Source organism: Frankia casuarinae (genome assembly GCF_000013345.1).
Taxonomy (GTDB): Bacteria; Actinomycetota; Actinomycetes; order Frankiales; family Frankiaceae; genus Frankia; species Frankia casuarinae.
In genome coordinates, this window is the sequence record NC_007777.1 from 3,446,316 (window position 1) to 3,466,008 (window position 19,693).

Consider the following 19,693-nt stretch of genomic DNA (forward strand, 5'->3'; position numbering starts at 1 on the left):
ACGGTCTGGCGGCGTCAGACCGTACTCAACCCTCCACAACTCTGCGTAGAGAACTCTGGTCAGCCGGTCGAGGTGAGCGCGGCGACGAGAGAGGTGTCGTGAGTCGCGGTCCGGAACCGGGAATCGTCGAGCACCCGCAGGAGGAAGGGCACGGTCGTGGCCACGCCCGGTCCCTCGATGCGCAGCTCTGACAGGGCCGAGCGCATCCGCCGGACCGCGCCGTCGCGATCCGGCGCCCAGGCGACCACCTTCGCCAGCAGGGAGTCGTACCGGGTCGGTATCCGGTAGCCGGGGTGCGCGTGGCTGTCCACCCGGACGAAGGGCCCGCCGGGGAAATGGCACTCCGTGAGCGTTCCGGGCGCGGGGGCGAATCCCCGGACCGGGTCCTCGGCGTTGACGCGGCACTCGATCGCGACGCCGCGCGGGACGACCGCGTCCTGGGTGAGGTCGAGTTTCTCCCCCGCGGCGATCCGGAACTGCTCGGCGACGAGGTCGATGCCGGTCACCATCTCCGTCACCGGATGCTCCACCTGCAGCCGGCAGTTGACCTCCATGAAGTAGTACGCACCGGCCGGGTCGACCAGGAACTCGACGGTGCCCGCGCCGACGTAGCCCGCCGTGGCGACCCCGCGCAGCGCGGCCCGCCCCATCTCCTCGATGAGGTCCGCGGGCAGGCAGGGCGCCGGCGTCTCTTCGATGAGCTTCTGGTGGCGCCGCTGCACCGAGCAGTCCCGGGCCCCCAGGTACACGCCGTTGCCGTACTGGTCGCAGAGCACCTGGATCTCCACGTGCCGGGCCGAGGGCAGGTACCGCTCGACGTACACCCGCCCGTCGCCGAAGACGGCCTGCGCGCCAGCCCGGGTCTCGGTGTAGGCGCGCAGGAACTCCTCGGGCTGCTCGACGATGCGCATCCCCCGACCGCCGCCGCCGGCGGCGGCCTTGATGATCACGGGATAGCCGATCCTGTCGGCGAACACCTCTGCCTCGTCCGCGTGGTCGATCGCGGTGTGGCTTCCGGGCAGCAGCGGAAGGCCCGCGGCAACCATCAGCGAGCGGGCGACGGCCTTGTCCCCGAGCTTCTCCATGACCGAGGCGGGCGGTCCGACGAAGGTGATGCCCTCGGACTCGCAGACCTCCGCGAAGTCCGCGTTCTCGGAAAGGAATCCGTATCCGGGATGGATGGCGTCCGCGCCGGCGAGCCGGGCGGCCTCGATGATCGTCGGGATGTTGAGGTAGCTGCGGCCGGCGGGGCCCGGACCGATCTGGACGGCCCGGTCGGCGAGCCGGGTCACCATGCTGCCGCGGTCGTCGGCCGAGTAGACGGCGACGGTGCGCAGGCCGAGCTCCCGGCAGGTACGCAGGACCCGCAGAGCGATCTCGCCCCGGTTGGCGATCAGGACGGTGGTGACCATCAGCCGCGGGCGTCCGGATCAATGGCGATCAGCCGTTCGCCGTACTCGACCGATGTCGCGTCGGGCTGGCACACCTCGACGATCCGGCCGGCTGTGTCCGCCTCGATGGGGATCATCAGCTTCATCACCTCGAGGATCGCGACCTGCTGCCCGGCCTTCACGGTGTCCCCGACCCGGACGAACGGCCGCGCACCGGGTTCGGGAGCGTAGTAGAAGACCCCGACGCTCGGCGCGGTGACGTAGCTCAGGCCAGCGTCACCACCGGCGGTCGACGAGTCCGCCGGCCGCTCCTCGACCGGCGCGGCCTCGCCGGGAACGGCACCACCGGAAACGGCACCACCGGAAACAGCGCCACCGGAAACAGCGCCACCGGAAACAGCGCCACCGGAAACAGCGCCACCAGGAACGGAGCGAGGCGCGGGAACCGGATGACGACGCGGCGGCGCCGTCGCCTGGACGGGCTCGCGCCGGTCGTCACCGAGCTCGGCCAGGTCGGTCCAGGCCAGCTCCACGACGATGTCGCCGGCGGTCACCCGCAGGTGCGACGGCGGCCGCACCGCGTTCGCGTACAGGGCAAGGGCATGGTGCTGCACCGCGGCCAGGACGGTGTCGACGTCCGCCGCGTCGATGGCGGACAGCGGGCCGGACGCGGCGGTCGACCATCCCGGCGCCGTGCCCGGATCGTCGACCGCCCGGTTTCCGTTGGAGGAGACGGCGCCGGAGCGGCGCGCTGCCACAGTCGTGCTCATGAACTCTGCTCCCTGTGTTCGGAGTGTCCCGGGTGTTCGGAGTTGCCCGGGCGTCCCGGGGGTGACGCGCCGGCCGGCTCACCCGCCACCGCGCCGAAGCGACGGAAGCGCAGCCACCGCCGGTACACGAGCTCCTCCGGGCCGGCCAGTCCCAGCGTCGCCAGCGTCGCGCGCAGTGCGGCACCGACGAGCGCCGCGGCGTGGACGGGATCGGCCGCGGCACCGCCGTCAGGCTCGGGTACGACCCCGTCGACAATCCCGAGCTCCAGCAGCTGACGCGCGTCCACGCGCAGCGCCTCGGCAGCCTTCGGCGCGGCGGTCGCGTCCTTCCAGAGGATCGACGCGCATCCCTCCGGGCTGATCACCGAGTACACCGCGTTCGCGCACATCAGCACCCGGTCGGCGACCGCGAGCGCCAGCGCCCCGCCGCTGCCGCCCTCGCCGGTGACGACGGCGACAACCGGAACGGGCAGCGCCCCCATCAGGCGCAGGTTCTCGGCAATCGCGACCGACTGTCCCCGTTCCTCCGCCTCGACGCCGGGATGGGCGCCGGCGGTGTCGATGAAGGTGACCACCGGCAGGCCGAGCTTGGCCGCCAGCCGCATGACCCGCGCCGCCTTGCGGTACCCGGCGGGACTGGGCATGCCGAAGTTCCGCTCGCTGAGCTCCGCGACCGTGTGCCCCTTCTGGGTACCGATCACGGCCAGCCCGACTCCGCCCAACCGGCCGAGACCGGCGACCATCGCCGGGCAGTCGGCGGAGGCCCGGTCGCCGTGCAGCTCGTTGAAGTCGTCCAGCAGAAGCGAGATCAGGTCGAGGGTGGTCGGGCGCCCGAGCGCCCTGGCCTGCCGCACGGCGTCCCAGGGATGACGGACGGGCAGGTGGAGCACCTCGGTGATCACCCGCTCGGCTCCGTCATGCCCGTCGGACAGGCCGCCCCCGGCTGTGGCGCCCTCGGCCGTGGCGCCCTCGGCCACCTCATGAACGCCGGTGGCGACGCGCAGGAGCCGGGACAGCGCGGCCCGCAGGTCGCCACGGGGAACAATCATGTCCACGATTCCGTGGTTCAGCAGGAACTCCGCCGTCTGGAAGCCGGGCGGCAGCTTCTGGCGGATCGTCTGCTCGATCACCCGGGGACCGGCGAACCCGAGGCGGGCACCCGGCTCGGCGACGATGACATCACACAGAGTAGCGAATGAGGCTGCCACTCCCCCGAACGTCGGGTCGCTGATCAGTGCCACGGTGAGCACGCCCGCCTCGTCGAGCCGGCCGAGCATCTGGCTCGTCTTGGCCATCTGCATCAGCGACAGCAGGCCTTCCTGCATGCGGGCACCGCCGGAGGCGGTCACAATCACCAGCGGTGTGCGCTCGGCCAACGCCAACTCGCCCGCCCGGGTGATGGCCTCGCCGACGGCCGATCCCAGGCTGCCGCCCAGGAAACGGAAGTCCATCGCCGCGACGATCACCTCGGCGCCGTCGATGCGTCCCCGCGCGCAGACGACCGCCTCGGCCAGTCCGGTCCGCTCGCGGGCCTGGCGCACCCGGTCCGGATAGGGGGCCGAATCGGTGAAGCGCAGCGGATCGGGATCCGCGGGCACGGGCGTCGCCAGCTCGGACCATCCCGGGTCCAGCAGCTGGGCGAGCCGACTCGGGGCCGTCAGCGGCGCGTGCCAGCCGCACTCCGGGCAGACCCGGTTGGCTGCGAGGAACCGCTTGCCATAGAGAAGGGTCCGGCATCCCCCGCACAGATGCCAGGCGAGGCGGTCCGCGGTCGACTCCGCCTCGACGGCTGGCACGGGCACGGGCGCCGGCGCGGTCGTGCCCGCGGTGGCTCCGGTCGTGGGCGCGGTCACCGGGCACCCGCCGTCAGGACGTACCGGTGCGCCGGCGAGCTCTCGCGCGTGGCCGGCGGTCGGTAGGCGGCCGCCCGCGCCGGCAGCCGCACCCCGGCGAACCGCAGCGCCGCGGCCCGCCCGGTGTAGGCGGCGCCGAGCATCAGCTCACCCGCGACGTCCACCGCGCTGCGCCGGTCGACGTCCGCCAGGTAGCTGCCGGCCGCCCAGGTGTTGAAGGCGCCCAGGGACGGGCCGCACCAGATCTGGTAGTCGGTGATCCGGTCGGGCGCGGCGGAGATCGCCCAGCCCGAGGACAGCCCGAGATACCAGCGGAACACCAGCGCCATCCGTCTCTTCGGGTTGGCCTGCGCGCGTTCGATCTGCTCCGGGTCGCGCCGGCTGAAGTAGTCGACGGTGTCGGCCCATACCTCGTCCACGGACCGGCGCAGGACCGAACGCTCCAGCCAGTTCCGATCCTCCGCCGAAAGGTCGTCGAGGGAGTCGTGGGCGCGGTAGAGGTCGTACAGCCGGCGGCCCCGCCCGGCGAACATCGTGCCGCGGCGCAGGACCTGCACCTCGGCGCCGATCTCGAACATGTCGGAGGCCGGCGCCATGTCGATGTCGTTCGGGCCCGCCTTCGCCAGCAGCGCCCGCGCCGCCGCCGACTGACCGGACTCGACGCACGCCTGGTTCACCGAACCGGTGACGACGTAGGCTGCGCCGAGCGCGAACGCGGCGAACACCGCCGATGGCGTACCGATGCCACCCGCGGCTCCCACTCTCGGCGGGCGGCGGTAGCCGAGCTCGGCGGCGATCCGGTCGCGCACCGCGATGATCTCGGGGAGCAGGACCGGGAGCGGCCGGCGGTCGGTGTGGCCGCCGGAGTCCGCCTCGACGGTGATGTCGTCGGCCATCGGCACCGTGCGGGCGAGCGCGGCCTGCTCGGCGGTCAGGGTGCCATCCGCCACCAGCGGGCGCAGCAGCGCGTCCGGGGCGGGGCGCAGGAAGAGCTCGGCCACCTCCCCGCGGGAGACCTTGGCCACCACCCGGTGCCCGACGTGTACGCCGCCAGCGCCGCCCGGCCGCAGCCCCGCGGCCCGGTAGGCGACGATCTGCGGGGTCAGCTCCAGGAACGCGGACGCCTCCACGCAGGTCACCCCGTGGCGCAGGCAGGCGGCCAGGATGGCCCGTTCCAGCTCCAGCTCGTTCGGGCTGTGGATCAGATTGCAGGCGAAGGGCGCCGGGCCGAGCTCACGGCGGATCCGCCCAAGCGCGTCGTCGATCCGGTCGGGCAGCACGCCGGCCGCCCCGTACGTGGCGAGGAAGCCCGCCCGTGCCATCGCCACGACCAGCTCCGGCGAAGCGATGCCGTTCGCCATCGCGCCGGTCATGTAGGGCTGACGCACCCCGTAGTCGGTCAGGAAGGACGCGGCTCCCAGCCGCTCGGGGCGGGCCGGCGGCGCCACAGCCAGCACCGTCGCCCCCGCCGCGCGCAGGCTCGCCGGGTCGTCGGTGGCCGCGATCGCGCCGCCCTGTTCGCTCACCACGACGCAGGGCGCGTCCAGCCGGGCGAGCAGGTCGTGGATCTCCTGGGCGGATCGCGCGAGCCGCGGCCCGCCCGATCCAGGGCGCGGCGTCGCCGGCGCGCCACGGACCGTCGTTGTCGTCGTCACCATGATTGCGCTCCTCTACCGCGCGCTTCGGCGGCGATGTCGGTCAGTCCGTAGATACGCATACCGGGTTTCCAGACGCTGGCGTCCGCGACGACCCGTGCCCGGGCACCGTCGCGGCGGACGTCCTTGATGTGGACCTCCAGCGTCATCTCCCCGTCATCCGGGCGGATCTGGCCGCGGTAGCGCCAGCTCATCGGCAGCCCGGCCGGCACGACGAAGACCGGCTCGACGAGGTCGTCGGTCAGGCCCTCCTGGACCATCCACTCCTGCAGCGCCTGGATGACGGCCTCGACACCCAGCGAGCCGGGCATCACCGGGTCGAGCCAGAAGTGCCGCGCGAAGAACCAGTCGTCCGGGCTCGTGGGGCGGACGGCGTGCAGGTAACCGCGGCCGAAGTCGCCGCCGCCGTCCACCACCGTGATCTGGTCGAGCAGGGCCATGGCGCCCTGGGCGCACAGCGGCGCGTTCGCGGCCCGCCGGGCGGCCACGTCGATGGTCCGCCGGTCCGCCTGCGCCGGGTTGGTGCGTTCCAGCCAGGTCGGCACGAACGCGCCCTGATCGAGACCGTTCTGGTTCGCCAGCGTCCGCTGGGTAAAGAAGCCGAACAACGACTCACCGACGTAGAACGGCTCGCCGTCACGGTCATCGCCGTCACGGCCGGACCCGTGCGATCCGGATCCGTCGACCGGCACGAGGAACAGCTCGTACTGGAAGTTCTGCAGGATCGCGCCGCTGAGCACGGTCGTGGACAGCAGGGTCGAACGCTGCCGGATGGTGCGTCCCGCCAGGTCCACCTCGCGCCGGACGGTCGCCGTGCCGTCGAGGTTGCGCAGGACGTAGTCGTTGGCCGGGTCGGTCAGGGTCGCACCCAGGTAGTAGCCCAGCAGGAGCGCCGACTGTAGCGATGTCTCCATGTGCACGATGTTCGGCATCGTCGGGTTGGGGCTGTCGGTGTAGTACCAGGAGTCCGCCGGCGAGTCGTACTCGGTGATCATCGACGCGCCGCCGCTGAGCTGACCGCGCGCGCCGTCCACCCGCATGACCCGGTCCACCAGCCGCAGGCCGCCGCCGGGCAGCCGGCAGACCGTCCGGCCCGCGGCGGAGGCGAACTCGGGACCGAGCGCGATGGCGAGGTCGCCGCGCGCCGCGTGGAACATCTGCAGCTCACCGAGCAGCGCCGACTCTCCGGTCGCGCCCACGCGGCCGAGGAAGGCCGGCAGGACGCCGCCGTGCGCCGGACCCACGGGGGTGCCCGGACGTTCCCGCACGGCCAGGGCGATCCCGCGGATCGTGGCGACCGGCCCGTGGGCGTCCCGCAGCTCAATGTCACCGCGCAGCCAGGGCCGCGGCACCAGGTCGATGTCGGTGACGGTCAGCACGAGCTCCAGACCGGCCTCGACGGCCGGCCCGGCACCGTGGCCGGGCGCGTGGATCTCGATCGACAGCCGGCCGAGCCCGTCGGGGAGTTCCAGCCGCTCGTCGGGCAGCGCGACGTCGAGGTGCGCATCCGCGATCACCAGGTGCAGACCGGCGGCCATCGCGAACACACTCACCGCCTGCCAGGAGGCGGTGAGCGCCGCGATGGCCAGGTGGGTCGGATCGGGCTGCCCGTCGTGCTCCACGCGGCCGGTCAGCCGGCTCACCGAGGCCCGCAACTGGCCCCGGCCGGCCGCGCCGCCCCGCGGCGCGAGCTCCGGCACGGCGGCCAGCGGACCGCCGGGGGCGAGCCGCACCGACGGGTTCACCCCCCGCTGGTCGTAGCGGGCGCCGAAGACGCCGGCAACGTCACCGCGCGTCAGCCGGTCCAGGTCACCGGCGTCGAGGGTGGTGCGGGTGGTACGGCCGGGCAGTTTGAACGCGTCCTCCGTCCAGCCGCGCGCGCCCCGGGAGCCGGAGGCAGCACCCACCGGCTCCAGGGCGGCGAAACCGGGCGGGTTCCCCGGCGCTTCGATGCCGGCGAACCCGGCAGCCCCGGCGAGACCGCCATGGCTCGCGCCGTCCCGCGCGAGCCACCGGAACACCCCGCCGAGGACCTCCAGGAGCACGTCGGGGCCGCGGGTGACCCGCAGCGCAAGTGTGACCTCCGCCGTGGCCGGGTCGAACCCGCCGGGGGCCCCGATGCGGGTGGTGGCCTGAACACGCAGCTCGTCCCCGACCCGGGGCAGCGGTCCGCTGGTCACCAGAGCCGCCCGGGTCAGCACCCAGTGCCCCCCTCCCCGGGGTGCCAGGTGCGCCGACCCGCGCAACACCTCGTCCAGGGCCTGGCGGACCACGGCGGGCAGCGACACCCAACCGTCGATCGCCGCGGCGTCCCGGGCCACGACGGTGACATCCACCGTCAGCTCGGCAGGCGCCGTGATCTCGACGGGGGCGATCGCGGGAGCGGGCCGCGGCGGAGTGCCGGGCGCCGAGGCACCCGCGTGCCCGGGGAGCCCCGTATCGTGGCAGGCCGGCCGGTCCACCGCCGGGGTGCCCCATCCCGGCCCACCCCGACCACGATCACCCACGGCGGCCGGAATCCGGCCGCCGGGCGGTGCGATGGCGGCCATCGCGGCCAGCGCCCGGTCGGCCAGGGCGGCCTGCGTGCGCATCGCCGAGGCGTGGGCCGCGACCACCGAGGCCCGCAGCCGACGCAGGGTGGCCGTGGCGTCGTCGACAGCCGGGGCGGCTGCCGTACCCACAGCAGCCGTGTGGCCCACGCCGCTCAGGACGTCCGCGCCGCGGGTGGCTGCCGTGATCTCCCTGCCCCCGTCGGCGTTGTCCTCCTCGCCCCCCTCGACATCGCCCCCCTCGACGTCGCCCCCCTCGACGTCGTCAGGGCGGTGGGTGCCGCCGGGCCGCGCCTCGAACTCCGGGCCGGCCTGCATCGCCGCCCAGACGGCGGCGTCGGTGGGCTCGCCGTCGAAACCCAGCCCGTCCTGCGTCGCCTCGACCGTGATGGTCATCGTGATCCCTCCCATCGCCCGTGCAGTGCCTGGTCTTTCGGCCACCGACCGGACCTCATGCCCGGTCACCCGACTGCCACCGCTGCGCCCCCTGACGGATCAGATCCGCCATGTCCGGGGTGCCGACGAAGGTGAAGTCGGACAGGCGCTGCAGCACCCGTCCATCCGGGGTGTGGGCGGTCACGGTCACCGTGACCGTCATCGGGCCGGGTCGGACGTCGTCGACGACCACGATGAACGTCTCGTTGGCCGGCAGCGGAGCGAAGAACTCCGCGTGCCCGATCTCGATCGGCAGGGCGCCCACCTCGTTCAGGGTCCACCGGGCGAGCACGCTCCCGGCCGCGGCGAGGATGTCGCACAGGACCGGGCGGTGCAGCGCGCCCGCGAACGCGCCGCCGGCGAAGGGCAGTTCCGGCAGGCGGCACTCAGCCACCAGACGGCCCGGCTCCCGCACGAGCAGGCGCCGGATGCCCCGCATCAACGGCCCGTGGATGAGCAGCCCGTCGGTGTAGACCCAGGCCGCGTCCTCGCCCTGCTCGCCGAGCCGGTAACCATCGGCGGGCCAGCCCGGGGCGGTCGGGGCGGCCCCGGCGGCCTTGCCGACCTCGGTGACCTCGGCGAGCACGAGGGTGCCCGCGTAGTGCGAGGTCGGCAACGCGCCGCCGCTGTCCCCGCGAACGGTCGCGGACACCGTCACCGGCCCGCCGTCACGCCCGTCACCGGGCCCACCGCCGGTCCCGTCGACGGGCCGCGCGTCGAGCCAGTAGTCCCGCAGGTGCGCCCCGTCGAACACGATCCCCTTGTGCACGATGAAGTTCCGGACCTCGACGACCTGACGCCCGGGCAAGGCTCGTTCGACCCCGTTGACCAACCAGCCGAGACCGGCGGTGGCGGGCAGCACCGGGGCCGGCCCGATCTGGTGCTGGTCGATGACCGTCTCGGTGTCCATAGCCGCTATCGAACGGTGCGCCACGAACGCGGCGGGCGCCGTGCCACCCGCGGCCCGCGCGAGCGGAGCGGATCCACCGATGAGGACCGCGCCATCCGCGCCGTGGCCGTCGACGAGTTCCGCGACGAAGCGGCGCGCGCCCTCGTCCGGCGGCAGCAGCGTCACGCCCCGGGAGCGGAAGAGCTCCCGCAGGTCGGCCGTGACCATCCCGCCGTCCCAGGCGCCCCAGTTCAGGGCGACCACCCGGCCGGTGAGCCCGGTCCGGGCCCAGGCCGCGACCCTGGTCAGCGCCTCGTTGGCCGTGGCGTAGTCGGCCTGCCCCGGGTTACCGAAGACACCGGCGACCGAACCGAACAGCACGAGATGACGCAGCGGTGCCCCCTCCAGCGCCGTGAGCACGGAGCGCAGGCCGGCGAGCTTCGGGGTGAGCACCGACCGGATGGCCGGGACGGTCTTGTCCGTGAGCATCGCGTCGGCGAGAGCGCCGGCGCCGTGCACGACGCCGGTGACCCGGTCACGCCAGGGCGCGAGCGCCGCGGCCGTCGCCACCGGATCCGAGGCGTCCACGGCCTGGTAGTGGATCCGCGCGCCGGTCGCGGCAAGGTCACCGAGGGTGGCCCGCACCTGCCGGACGGCGATCACGGCGGCAGCCGCGGCATCGACGTCGGGCAGCCGCACCTTGCGTCCCTCGGCACGGGCCCCGGCGAGATACGCCGCCTTGAGGCCGTCATCCTCGACTCCGGCCGCCCAGCCCGGCTCCTCAACCAGATTCGTGCGTCCGAGCAGGACGAACTCGCAGGAGGCGCGGCGCGCCAGCTCCTCGACGCAGCGCGCGGTCACTCCGCGGGCTCCGCCGGTCACCACCAGGACGTCATCCGGGCCCACCGGGGGCCGGAGCGTCGCCGGGGAGGTCGTCCCGGTCACCCCGGCCGCCTCAGCCACCCCGGCCGCCTCAGCCACCCCGGTCACCCCGGTCACCCCGGTCACCCCGCCCTGGACATACTCGACGGACCAGCGGCGTCCCTCGGGATCCAGACCGACCTCGACGACGTCCCGGGCGGAATCGACGGCCTCCGCCAGGACGGCCGCCGCGAAGGTGTCGTCGTCGAGCGCCGGATGGACGTCGACCGACCGGCAGACCAGCTCAGGTGCCTCGAGCGCGACGGTCTTCACCAGCCCGGTGATCCCCGCGGTGACCGCCCCGGCTATCGAGGACCCGCCCCGATGGCCGAGCAGCCCGTCGACCCGCGTCACCGTTAGGAAGGCCGCGCGCCGGCCCGCCGAGGCCGCCGCCCGCAGTGGTACGACGAGCCCCTTCGTGGCCAGGATGGCGTCGGCGAGCCCACGCGCGGCGACGTCGAAGTCGGCCAGCCCGGTGGCGCCGATCCCGGCTCGATCGTCCTCCCCGGCGCGGTCCGGCTCAGCCCCGGATCCGGCGCCCGGTGATGCCGGAGCGCCGAGGGCGAGCAGGCAGAGGTCCAGGCGGACCGATCCGGCGACAGCCGCGAGCGCCGCCTCGACCGCGGCGCCATCCCAGCCGAGGAGGCCGGCGGTGTCGGAACCCGCAAGGGACCCGATCGCGATCCGCTCGACCGAGATGCCGCGCTCCCTGAGGTGGCGGACCAGCGCCACACCACCGGCGTCACCGACCTCGATCACGAGCGCGCTGGGCTGGACGCCGAAAGGATCGTCGAGCGGGTCTACGGCCGGCAGAAGGCGCGGCACCGCGCGCAGCCGCTCGATGGGCGCCTCGGTCGGAACGGGGTGCGGCGCCGATGCAGTCGCCGTGGGCATCGACGCCGCCGTCTCAGTAGCGGTGGGCGGGGTCGACTCGGGTGCGGCGCTGGCCGGCGCGGTCAGGCCCAGGCCATCACGCAGGAACGAGGCCACATCCGCCAGCGTCCGCATCTCCGCCGCCCGCTCCGGACCCACCGCAGGAACACCCGGGAACCGCTCCTGCAACGACCCCAGAATCTGCACCCGCTTAATCGAATCAACCCCCAGATCCGACTCCAACGCCATCGACGGCTCCAGCACATCCACCGGATAACCCGTCTTCTCCGCCACCACCTCCGCCACCGCCGACTCAATAACCGACACGTCGACCGCAGCCACACCCGCACCCGCACCCTGAACCACCGAACCCAGGCCATCACGCAGGAACGAGGCCACATCCGCCAGCGTCCGCATCTCCGCCGCCCGCTCCGGACCCACCGCAGGAACACCCGGGAACCGCTCCTGCAACGACCCCAGAATCTGCACCCGCTTAATCGAATCAACCCCCAGATCCGACTCCAACGCCATCGACGGCTCCAGCACATCCACCGGATAACCCGTCTTCTCCGCCACCACCTCCGCCACCGCCGACTCAATAACCGACACGTCGACCGCAGCCACACCCGCACCCACAGCCACACCCGCACCCGCACCCGCACCCGCACCCGCACCCGCACCCGCCGAACCCTGAACCACCGAACCCAGGCCATCACGCAGGAACGAGGCCACATCCGCCAGCGTCCGCATCTCCGCCGCCCGCTCCGGACCCACCGCAGGAACACCCGGGAACCGCTCCTGCAACGACCCCAGAATCTGCACCCGCTTAATCGAATCAACCCCCAGATCCGACTCCAACGCCATCGACGGCTCCAGCACATCCACCGGATAACCCGTCTTCTCCGCCACCACCTCCGCCACCGCCGACTCAATAACCGACACGTCGACCGCAGCCACACCCACACCCGCACCCACACCCGCACCCGCACCCGCACCCGCACCCGCACCCGCCGAACCCTGAACCACCGAACCCAGGCCATCACGCAGGAACGAGGCCACATCCGCCAGCGTCCGCATCTCCGCCGCCCGCTCCGGACCCACCGCAGGAACACCCGGGAACCGCTCCTGCAACGACCCCAGAATCTGCACCCGCTTAATCGAATCAACCCCCAGATCCGACTCCAACGCCATCGACGGCTCCAGCACATCCACCGGATAACCCGTCTTCTCCGCCACCACCTCCGCCACCGCCGACTCAATAACCGACACGTCGACGCCCGCCGGCGGCTCGGCCGTCGCCGGCTGGGCAATCCCAGCGGTGGCCGGCTGCGACCCCACGGTCGCCGGGGCCGCGGATGGGACGGTCACCGGAGGCACGGATGGGACGGATGGGACGGATGGGACGGTCACCGGAGGCACGGGCGGGGCAGCCGCGATCGCACCCGCCGGACGCCCGTTACTGTTCCCGGTGCTGGGGATCGGAAGCGGGACGGCCGGCAGCCCGGGCGCCGGGATTCCCGGCGTACGCAGATCGCCCGCCGTTCCCCGTCCGTACAGGTCCGTCGGTTCCGTACCGGTGGTGAGCGCGCCGCCCGGCGCCCCGCCGGCCGCGAGCCCGCCGGCGCCGTGGCCGCCGACGCCGTTGCCGTACTCCAGGTCGGTCAGGGACGCCAGGATCTCGTTGACCCGGATATGGGCCTCACCCACGGCCAGGCTCTGCCGGGTCACAGCGTCGGCAGCGGCCCGGATCTCCTGACCCGCCCCATTGTCCGCGGGGGCCGCGCGAAGGACCTGCACGAGGCCCTCGGCGACCCGGAGCTGGGTGTCGAGGAACTGGGAGTGCAGGGCCAGATGGTCGCGGGCGACCTCGCTGATGCCGGCGACCTCACCGGCGCTCGGGGCCGGGGCCGCCAGGGTGGCTGCCGCCGGAGCAGGCGCTACCGGAGCAGGCGCTACCGGAGCGATGGCCGTCGGGACGGGTACCGCCCGGGTGGGCGCCGGTGCCGGCTGGGTGGGTACTGGCCGGGTGGGCGCCGGTGCCGGCTGGGTGGGTACTGGCCGGGTGGGCGCCGGTGCCGCTTCGGGGACGCGCCGCTCGGTGGCGGTCGGGACGTTTTCGAGCGCCGCGGCGGCCGACTCCCGCGGCCGGACGGCCGCGGCGGCCGCGAGCGTGACCAGCGCGTCGGCGTAGGCGCGACGGCGAGGCTCCGAGACGTAGTCCGCCCCGGTCAGCGCAACCGTCATCCCGGTCGGCTGCACCTGCTGCGGCAGCGGGGCCGTATAGCGGTTGAGCCCGCTGAGCTCGACGCCGAGCACCGCGAGGCGCACGGCCGCGGTCATCAGAGCCACCGCGCCGTCGCCGTCGCGACCGGCGTCGGTGGGGATCGCCACGACATCGTCGCCGAGGGTGCGCCGGACCAGACCGGTCAGCACCTGGCTCGGCCCGATCTCGACAACCACCGTCGCGCCGTCCGCGTGCAGGGCCTGCAGCCCGGCGACGAACTCGACGGGGTTGCCCAGCTGCCGGGTGAGGACCCGGCGGTTCTCGGCGGGGTCGTCGCCGTACCGGGCGCCGGCGGTGTTGGCGTGCACCGGCACGGCCGGCGATCCGATTTCGGTGACGTCCACCGCGGCGGCGAAGTCGTCCACCGCGTGCCCGACGAGCGAGGTGTGGAACGCCGCGGCCACGGAGATGCGCCGGGCGTCGAGCCCGTTCGCGGTGGCGGCGGTGACGAACTCCTCGACGGCGGGCGTCGGACCACCAACGACGACCTGGTCGGGGGCGTTGTGGTTACACACGACCACGTCCGGGTGCGCGGTCAGCAGCTCGGCGACCGCGTCGCGGTCGGCGCGGACGGCGGCCATGGTGCCGGGGTCGAAGCCGGGTTCGTCCGGCGGGGCCATGGCCTGGCCGCGACGCCGGGCGAGCCGGAAGAAGTCGGCGTCGGCGAGGGAACCGGCGGCCCACAGGGCGGTCAGCTCCCCGAAGCTGTGGCCGAGCAGGCTCACCGGGCGCAGTCCCAGCTCCCGCAGGAACCGGAACTGGCCGACGGAGAGCGCACCGATCGCGGGCTGCGCGTACTCGGTGCGCGTCAGGTTCATCTCGTGGTCGGCACGGTCGCCCGGATCGAAGCTCGGCGGCGGGAACACCGCACGGGCGAGCGTGAGCTCGGCCCCGGCGAAGGTGGCGTTCGCCGCGTCGAAGGCCTCCCGCACCGGCGGGATCTCGACGGCGGCGGTGAGCCCCATGTCGACGTACTGGCTGCCCTGGCCGGCGAAGACGACGCCGACGCGGGGCTGCTCGGCCGCCTGCCGGCGGTAGTGCACCCCGGCGGGATGCGACCATTCGGCGGCGTCGGCTCGCGCCGCGAGCTGCTCGATCGCGATCGCGCGCAGGCGCTCCGCCTCGGCGCCGGTGCGCGCGACGAACCCGACCCGCGCGGCGCTGCCCGGGATGCCCGTGTCACCGTTCGGTTCGGCCTGTCCGCGCACCAGGTCGAGGAGCTCCGCGGGCGTCGCGGCATGCCACAGGTGGGCGCGGACGGCACGGTGCGTCGCCCGGGCGGCACGCTTATCGGCGTCCGGGCGTGCCGTGTCGGGGGTCTCCTCCAGGACGACGTGGAAGTTGGTACCGCCGAACCCCATGGCGGAGGCGGCCGCCCGGCGCCGCCCCACGTCCGGGTCGAGCACCCAGGGCCGGGTGCGGGTGCTGAGGTAGAAGGGCGAGCCCTCCTGGGCGAGCGCCGGATTCGGTTCGCGGACGTTGATCGTGGGCGGCAGCACCCGGTTGTACAGCGACAGCGACAGCTTGATCAGGCTGGCCGCGCCGGCAGCGCCCTTGGTGTGCCCGATCTGCGACTTCACACTGCCGATCGCCGCCCGGCCCGGGCGTGCCCCGGCCTCGGCCAGGACGGCCCCGAGCGCGGACAGCTCGGTGGCGTCACCGACGGCGGTACCGGTGGCGTGCGCCTCGAACAGCTCGACGGACGCCGGGCTCACCCCGGCGTCCGCGTAGGCCCGGCGCAGCGCGCGGACCTGGCCCTCCGCGCGCGGCGCGTAGACGCTCTTGAACCGACCGTCGCTGGACGACCCGAGACCCCGGATGACCGCGTAGATCCGGTCCCCGTCGCGCTCGGCGTCGGCCAGCCGCTTGAGCGCCAGCATCCCGATGCCCTCGCCGACCAGGGTGCCGTCGGCGCCGGCGGCGAACGGCTGGATGCGGTCGGACTTGGACAGCGCCTGCGTCTTCGAGAAGCACATGTAACTGAAGATCGAGTTCTCGGTGTCACAACCACCGGTGATCATGAGATCGGCACGGTGGTCGATGAGTTCGGCGATGGCCCCGCGGACGGCCGTGAGCCCACTCGCGCACGCGGAGTCGACCGTGTAGTTCGTGCCTCCGAGGTCGAGCCGGTTGGTGATCCGGCCGGAGACGACGTTGCCGAGCAGCCCGGGGAACGAGTTCTCCTCCCACGGCGGGAACGCGAGCGAGAAGGCCTCCGAGACCGCGGCGGTTTCGGCCTCGTCGAGTCCCGCGGCGCGCACGACCTCGCGCAGGACCGGCGTCTCCAGCCGGGCCGCCAGCGGGTGGGCCATCGTGGTGGGGCCGGCCATGCCCAGGATGACCCCGGTGCGCTCGGAGTCGTACCACGCCGATCCCGGTGCGCCCGCGTCGACGAGCACATCCCGCGCGACGATCAGACTGAGCAGCTGCACGACCGCGGTCACGTCCAGCAGGTTGGGCGGAAAGCCGAACTCCACCGGGCTGAACGCGACCTCGGGGAGGAAGCCGCCCCGGCGCGCGTAGGTACGGTCGGGCACCGTCGCATCCGGGTCGTAGTAGTCCTCCGGGCGCCAGTGCGTCGACGGCACCTCGGTGACGCAGTCGACGGCGTCGATGACGTTGCTCCAGTACTCCCGCACGTCGCGCGCCATCGGGAACAGTCCGGCGAGCCCGACGATCGCGATCGGGTTGTTCGCGAGTCGTCGGTCGTCAGGGCGGTCGGACTCGTCCACGTGCTTCTCCCCTTTACTGGCCGGCAGGTCACCACCGCGTGCGGCGGGACCCTGATATGTCGGGCGTGGTGCCCTAATATGTCGGGCGTGATGTATCCGGCGGAGGTATTCAGGTGTGAGGTATTGGGAACCGGTTCACCGGAGCGGACCGGCCGGTCCGCCGGAGAGCCAGACGGCCGGCGGGTTGTTCCGGAACAACGTTGTCCCGGAACAACGTTGTTCCGAAGCACTGCCGCAGGTCTTCGTGGCCGTGACAGCGAACCGCGAGGCCTGGCGACAGTTTACTCGTATCCGATCCGCGCGGGCATCCTGGAACCAGTGTCATCGACGTCCTGTTGTTCCGCAAGAACAACCTGCCGAACACTCGATCGGCCGAGGCAATCGCCGCGACGGTGCGTCGTGAGATGCTTCACTCCCGATCCACTCGACGTCGGGTCAGAATACGTCGAGAGGCCGGTCAACCGAACAGGGTCAGGATGGAACCGGAACCGGAATCCGGGGAGCCGGGCGCGACAGGACTTCGCGCACCAGATCCGCAAGGAGACTGGCGACGAATTCGTATCCGGCCGCGTTGGGATGATAGTCCCCGGGGTTCCACAGTTGAGAGTCGTGGGCGCGGTCGACGTGATCGAAATCGACGAGGAGAATTCCGTGGTTCGCCGCGGTCGAGCGGACATGGTCGTTCGCCCGCTCGATCCTGGAGCGGAGTACGTCCAGGATCGCCGGCGGCGCCGAGAGCCTGGTGGTGAGGTCCGGAAAGGTGAAGGTGAACGCGGTGGTTCCCGGGACCGCGAGAGTCGCGACTAGGTGGGTGAAGTTTTTTTCGAACCTGTCCTGCGAGTAGTCCGCGAGCAGGTCGTTGCTGCCCGCGGCGATCCCGACGAGGGCCGCCGGGGCGGAGGCGGCGACGTCGAGCTGCGTGTCGATGACATCCTGCGTCGTCGCGCCGTTCCGCCCCAGGTTGAGAACGCGACTGCGCGGAATACCCAGAGCCGCGGCCATTCTGGGCGCCCAGCCGATCCAGGCGCCGTCGGGAGCCGGGTCACCGCGGCCCTCGGCGAAGCTGTCGCCGACCACGGTGAGCATCGGCGACGGCGTCGGACCGCCGATGATCGGTCGACTGTCCATTACACGGCCGCCGCGGCCAACATGATGGACTCGACGTTCTCCGGCGCGAGAAAGACCGACGACGGCACGACACCCGCGATCATTCCGAAGAACTGCGCCCGCGCCGTCTCGTTGTTCGGCAAGGCCCGCCACAGCGCCACGAGGTGCGGCGGGAAGTTCAGCTCGCCCAGCGTCGTGGTGAAATTGAACGCACCGGCCGATTCCTCGTCGCGCAACCGCTGATACTCGGCGAGGGCCTCGTCCATGGGCCGGTCGCCACGCAGCGCCTGGTCCACGTGCTCGGTCAACAGGTCCGCGCAGCGGAAGGCGTCGGTGATGCCCAGACCGGTCACCGGGTCCTTGTGGTAACCAGCGTCTCCGGTCAGCGCCCAACCCGGACCATAGGACGTGCGGTAGTAGTTGTCCGGATAACGGATTCCGTAGTAACGGTCCTCCTGGACGCCATGGCTGTCGAGATCCTCGGCGAGCTCGGGCGCGACGCTGCGGAAGGTCCGGCGCAGGCTCCCGTCGATATCGGCGCGGAACTCCTCGAAATCCTCGAGGTTGCGCATCGCGGTGACGAGGGTGAGCCCGTCATGGGTGGGCCAGCCGGCGCACTGCTCGTGGTCACCGAACCGGCTGTGGAACTGCCAGTCCAGCCCACTGAAATAGGAGTAGTAGATGAAGCTGGCCGCCGGCACGACCTTGTAGAAGTCGGCTCCCACCAGGTCGGCCACGACGGAGTTGCGGCCGTCGGCGCCCACGACGAGAGTGGCCCGCTCCTCGACGACGGCTCCCGTGGCGTCCCGGCCCACGATCCCCGCGACCGTGCCGTCGTCGTGACGGATCAGATCTCGGACCGAGAAGCCCTCCCGGACTTCGACACCCGCCGCGACCGCGCCGTCGAGCAGGAGCTTGTCCAGCACGATGCGGCGCGGCGCCATCGAGAACGCCAGCCCGTCGACCGGATCGGCGAACCCGCGGATGACCACACCGAGGTGGGACACCGTCATGTCGGTGATCGGCCGGCAGTTGGTCGCCGTGAGTGCGTCGAGCAGCCCCCACTCCCGCAGACGGAGCAGTGCGGCCTGCTGAAGATAGTGGGTGGAGATCGTGTCGCTGGGAAAGGACACGCGGTCGACGAGCAGCACCCGGTGACCGCGCCGGGCAAGCAACATCGCCACAGGTGAGCCGGCGCAGCGCGCTCCCACGACAATCACGTCGTACATGGTCGGAGACTCCCTGAAGTATGCCGGTCAACCGATCGTTACACTGGCACGACGGGTCCCCGGCGGATGTGTTGTCGTTATCCTCCTGGGCATCCTCCTAGGCTCCCCTATATACCTGCAAGGCGTCACAAGGTGATGTAATCGCACGATAGGAATCACCAATGGCAAAGGGTTCGTAAAGTCGCCTCGAATTCATCCCGAAGAAACCTTTCCAGCGGATGCTCAGTAACATGTCTGCTCAGTCGGAGATACGATCCCCACTGGAGATGGTTCGCGAGGCGCACTTTCAGGCGAACGGTGACGCGCCACCAAATCTCGAACAACTCCGTTCCGTCATCGACACGATGGTGCCATTCTGCAACCTGACCGGGGTGCGGGTCGTCGAGCTGCGCCGGGACGGCGGCGTGGCGGAGCTCCCCAACCGACCCGACCTCCAGAACCACATGGGCACCGTGCATGCGGCGGCGCAGTTCCTCGCCGCCGAGGTCTCCGGAGCCGCGGCGTTCTCGGGCGCCCTGGCACCGAGGATCTTCAGCCTCCGCAGCTTCGTGCTGCGCGACTGCCGGATCATGTACCTGCGGCCGGCGGTCGGTCGGATCCGGGCCCACGGTTCAGTGGACATCGAGGTGGCGCACCCGGCAGCGGAGCGGACCGCCGAAGAACGCTTCGAGATCCGCGGGGGCTCGCTGCTCTACGACGACGCCGGCGCCCTCGTCGCCAAGGCGGAGTTCGACTACCGCGCCTGGTTCGACGCCTCCTGACAAGACACCTGCAGGAAAGATACCTGCAGGCAAGGCGCCGCCGGCAGCAGGAGGGCCCTGCCCGCAGGTAAAGCCCGTAACCACGGCTCTCCCTCGCCCGGGCCGGGCATCCCGGCCCGGGCGTCCTCCGCGACTTCACTGGAAGAAGTCCACAGACGTTACTACGCTCACCATCATGCCCGGCTTTCCGGCTGCGCTCACCAACCTTTATCGGACCCGCTGTCGGAAATACCGATCAGACGAT

At 72.3% G+C, this 19,693-nt stretch carries 9 protein-coding genes; 1 reads left to right on the forward strand and 8 read right to left on the reverse strand.

The annotated features are described in order from the left end of the window. Positions 1-59: 59 nt before the first annotated feature. The 8 genes from FRANCCI3_RS14715 to FRANCCI3_RS14750 form a co-directional block, all read right to left on the reverse strand. Positions 60-1,412, reverse strand: a complete 1,353-nt coding sequence (locus FRANCCI3_RS14715; protein WP_011437313.1) for an acetyl-CoA carboxylase biotin carboxylase subunit — start codon at positions 1,410-1,412, stop codon at positions 60-62. After that, positions 1,412-2,161, reverse strand: coding sequence for an acetyl-CoA carboxylase biotin carboxyl carrier protein (locus FRANCCI3_RS27520; protein WP_011437314.1), 750 nt, complete (start codon positions 2,159-2,161; stop codon positions 1,412-1,414). Before FRANCCI3_RS27520 ends, FRANCCI3_RS14715 begins: the two co-directional genes overlap by 1 nt. Next, a complete protein-coding gene (gene accA / locus FRANCCI3_RS14725; protein WP_011437315.1) occupies positions 2,158-4,014 on the reverse strand; it encodes an acetyl-CoA carboxylase carboxyl transferase subunit alpha in 1,857 nt (618 codons plus the stop codon). Before accA ends, FRANCCI3_RS27520 begins: the two co-directional genes overlap by 4 nt. After that, a complete protein-coding gene (locus FRANCCI3_RS14730; RefSeq protein ID WP_011437316.1) occupies positions 4,011-5,672 on the reverse strand; it encodes a PfaD family polyunsaturated fatty acid/polyketide biosynthesis protein in 1,662 nt (553 codons plus the stop codon). Before FRANCCI3_RS14730 ends, accA begins: the two co-directional genes overlap by 4 nt. Further along, the gene (locus FRANCCI3_RS14735) at positions 5,666-8,614 is read right to left on the reverse strand and encodes a beta-hydroxydecanoyl-ACP dehydratase (protein ID WP_236701544.1); all 2,949 of its coding nucleotides are present in this window, start codon (positions 8,612-8,614) and stop codon (positions 5,666-5,668) included. The genes FRANCCI3_RS14730 and FRANCCI3_RS14735 overlap by 7 nt, the downstream gene beginning before the upstream one ends. 55 nt (positions 8,615-8,669) lie before the next feature. Further along, complete coding sequence (locus FRANCCI3_RS28765; protein WP_011437318.1) at positions 8,670-16,352, reverse strand: type I polyketide synthase; 7,683 nt, start codon at positions 16,350-16,352, stop codon at positions 8,670-8,672. A 471-nt stretch (positions 16,353-16,823) separates the two neighbouring features. After that, on the reverse strand, positions 16,824-17,480 hold the full coding sequence (locus FRANCCI3_RS14745; RefSeq protein WP_011437320.1) for an SGNH/GDSL hydrolase family protein: 657 nt from the start codon (positions 17,478-17,480) through the stop codon (positions 16,824-16,826). Continuing rightward, positions 17,480-18,688, reverse strand: a complete 1,209-nt coding sequence (locus FRANCCI3_RS14750) for an NAD(P)/FAD-dependent oxidoreductase (protein WP_011437321.1) — start codon at positions 18,686-18,688, stop codon at positions 17,480-17,482. Before FRANCCI3_RS14750 ends, FRANCCI3_RS14745 begins: the two co-directional genes overlap by 1 nt. Positions 18,689-18,918: 230 nt before the next feature. Here FRANCCI3_RS14750 and FRANCCI3_RS14755 point away from each other — a divergent pair, with 230 nt between their 5' ends. Continuing rightward, complete coding sequence (locus FRANCCI3_RS14755) at positions 18,919-19,449, forward strand: PaaI family thioesterase (protein ID WP_023841482.1); 531 nt, start codon at positions 18,919-18,921, stop codon at positions 19,447-19,449. Positions 19,450-19,693 lie beyond the last annotated feature (244 nt).

Excerpts from the sequence above, each read along its gene's own strand:
- FRANCCI3_RS14745 (WP_011437320.1), bottom strand. The coding sequence starts at position 17,480 with ATGGACAGTCGACCGATCATCGGCGGTCCGACGCCGTCGCCGATGCTC.
- FRANCCI3_RS27520 (WP_011437314.1), bottom strand. The coding sequence starts at position 2,161 with ATGAGCACGACTGTGGCAGCGCGCCGCTCCGGCGCCGTCTCCTCCAAC.
- FRANCCI3_RS14750 (WP_011437321.1), bottom strand. The coding sequence starts at position 18,688 with ATGTACGACGTGATTGTCGTGGGAGCGCGCTGCGCCGGCTCACCTGTG.
- FRANCCI3_RS14715 (WP_011437313.1), bottom strand. The coding sequence starts at position 1,412 with ATGGTCACCACCGTCCTGATCGCCAACCGGGGCGAGATCGCTCTGCGG.
- FRANCCI3_RS14730 (WP_011437316.1), bottom strand. The coding sequence starts at position 5,672 with ATGGTGACGACGACAACGACGGTCCGTGGCGCGCCGGCGACGCCGCGC.
- FRANCCI3_RS14755 (WP_023841482.1), top strand. The coding sequence starts at position 18,919 with ATGTCTGCTCAGTCGGAGATACGATCCCCACTGGAGATGGTTCGCGAG.
- FRANCCI3_RS14735 (WP_236701544.1), bottom strand. The coding sequence starts at position 8,614 with ATGACCATCACGGTCGAGGCGACGCAGGACGGGCTGGGTTTCGACGGC.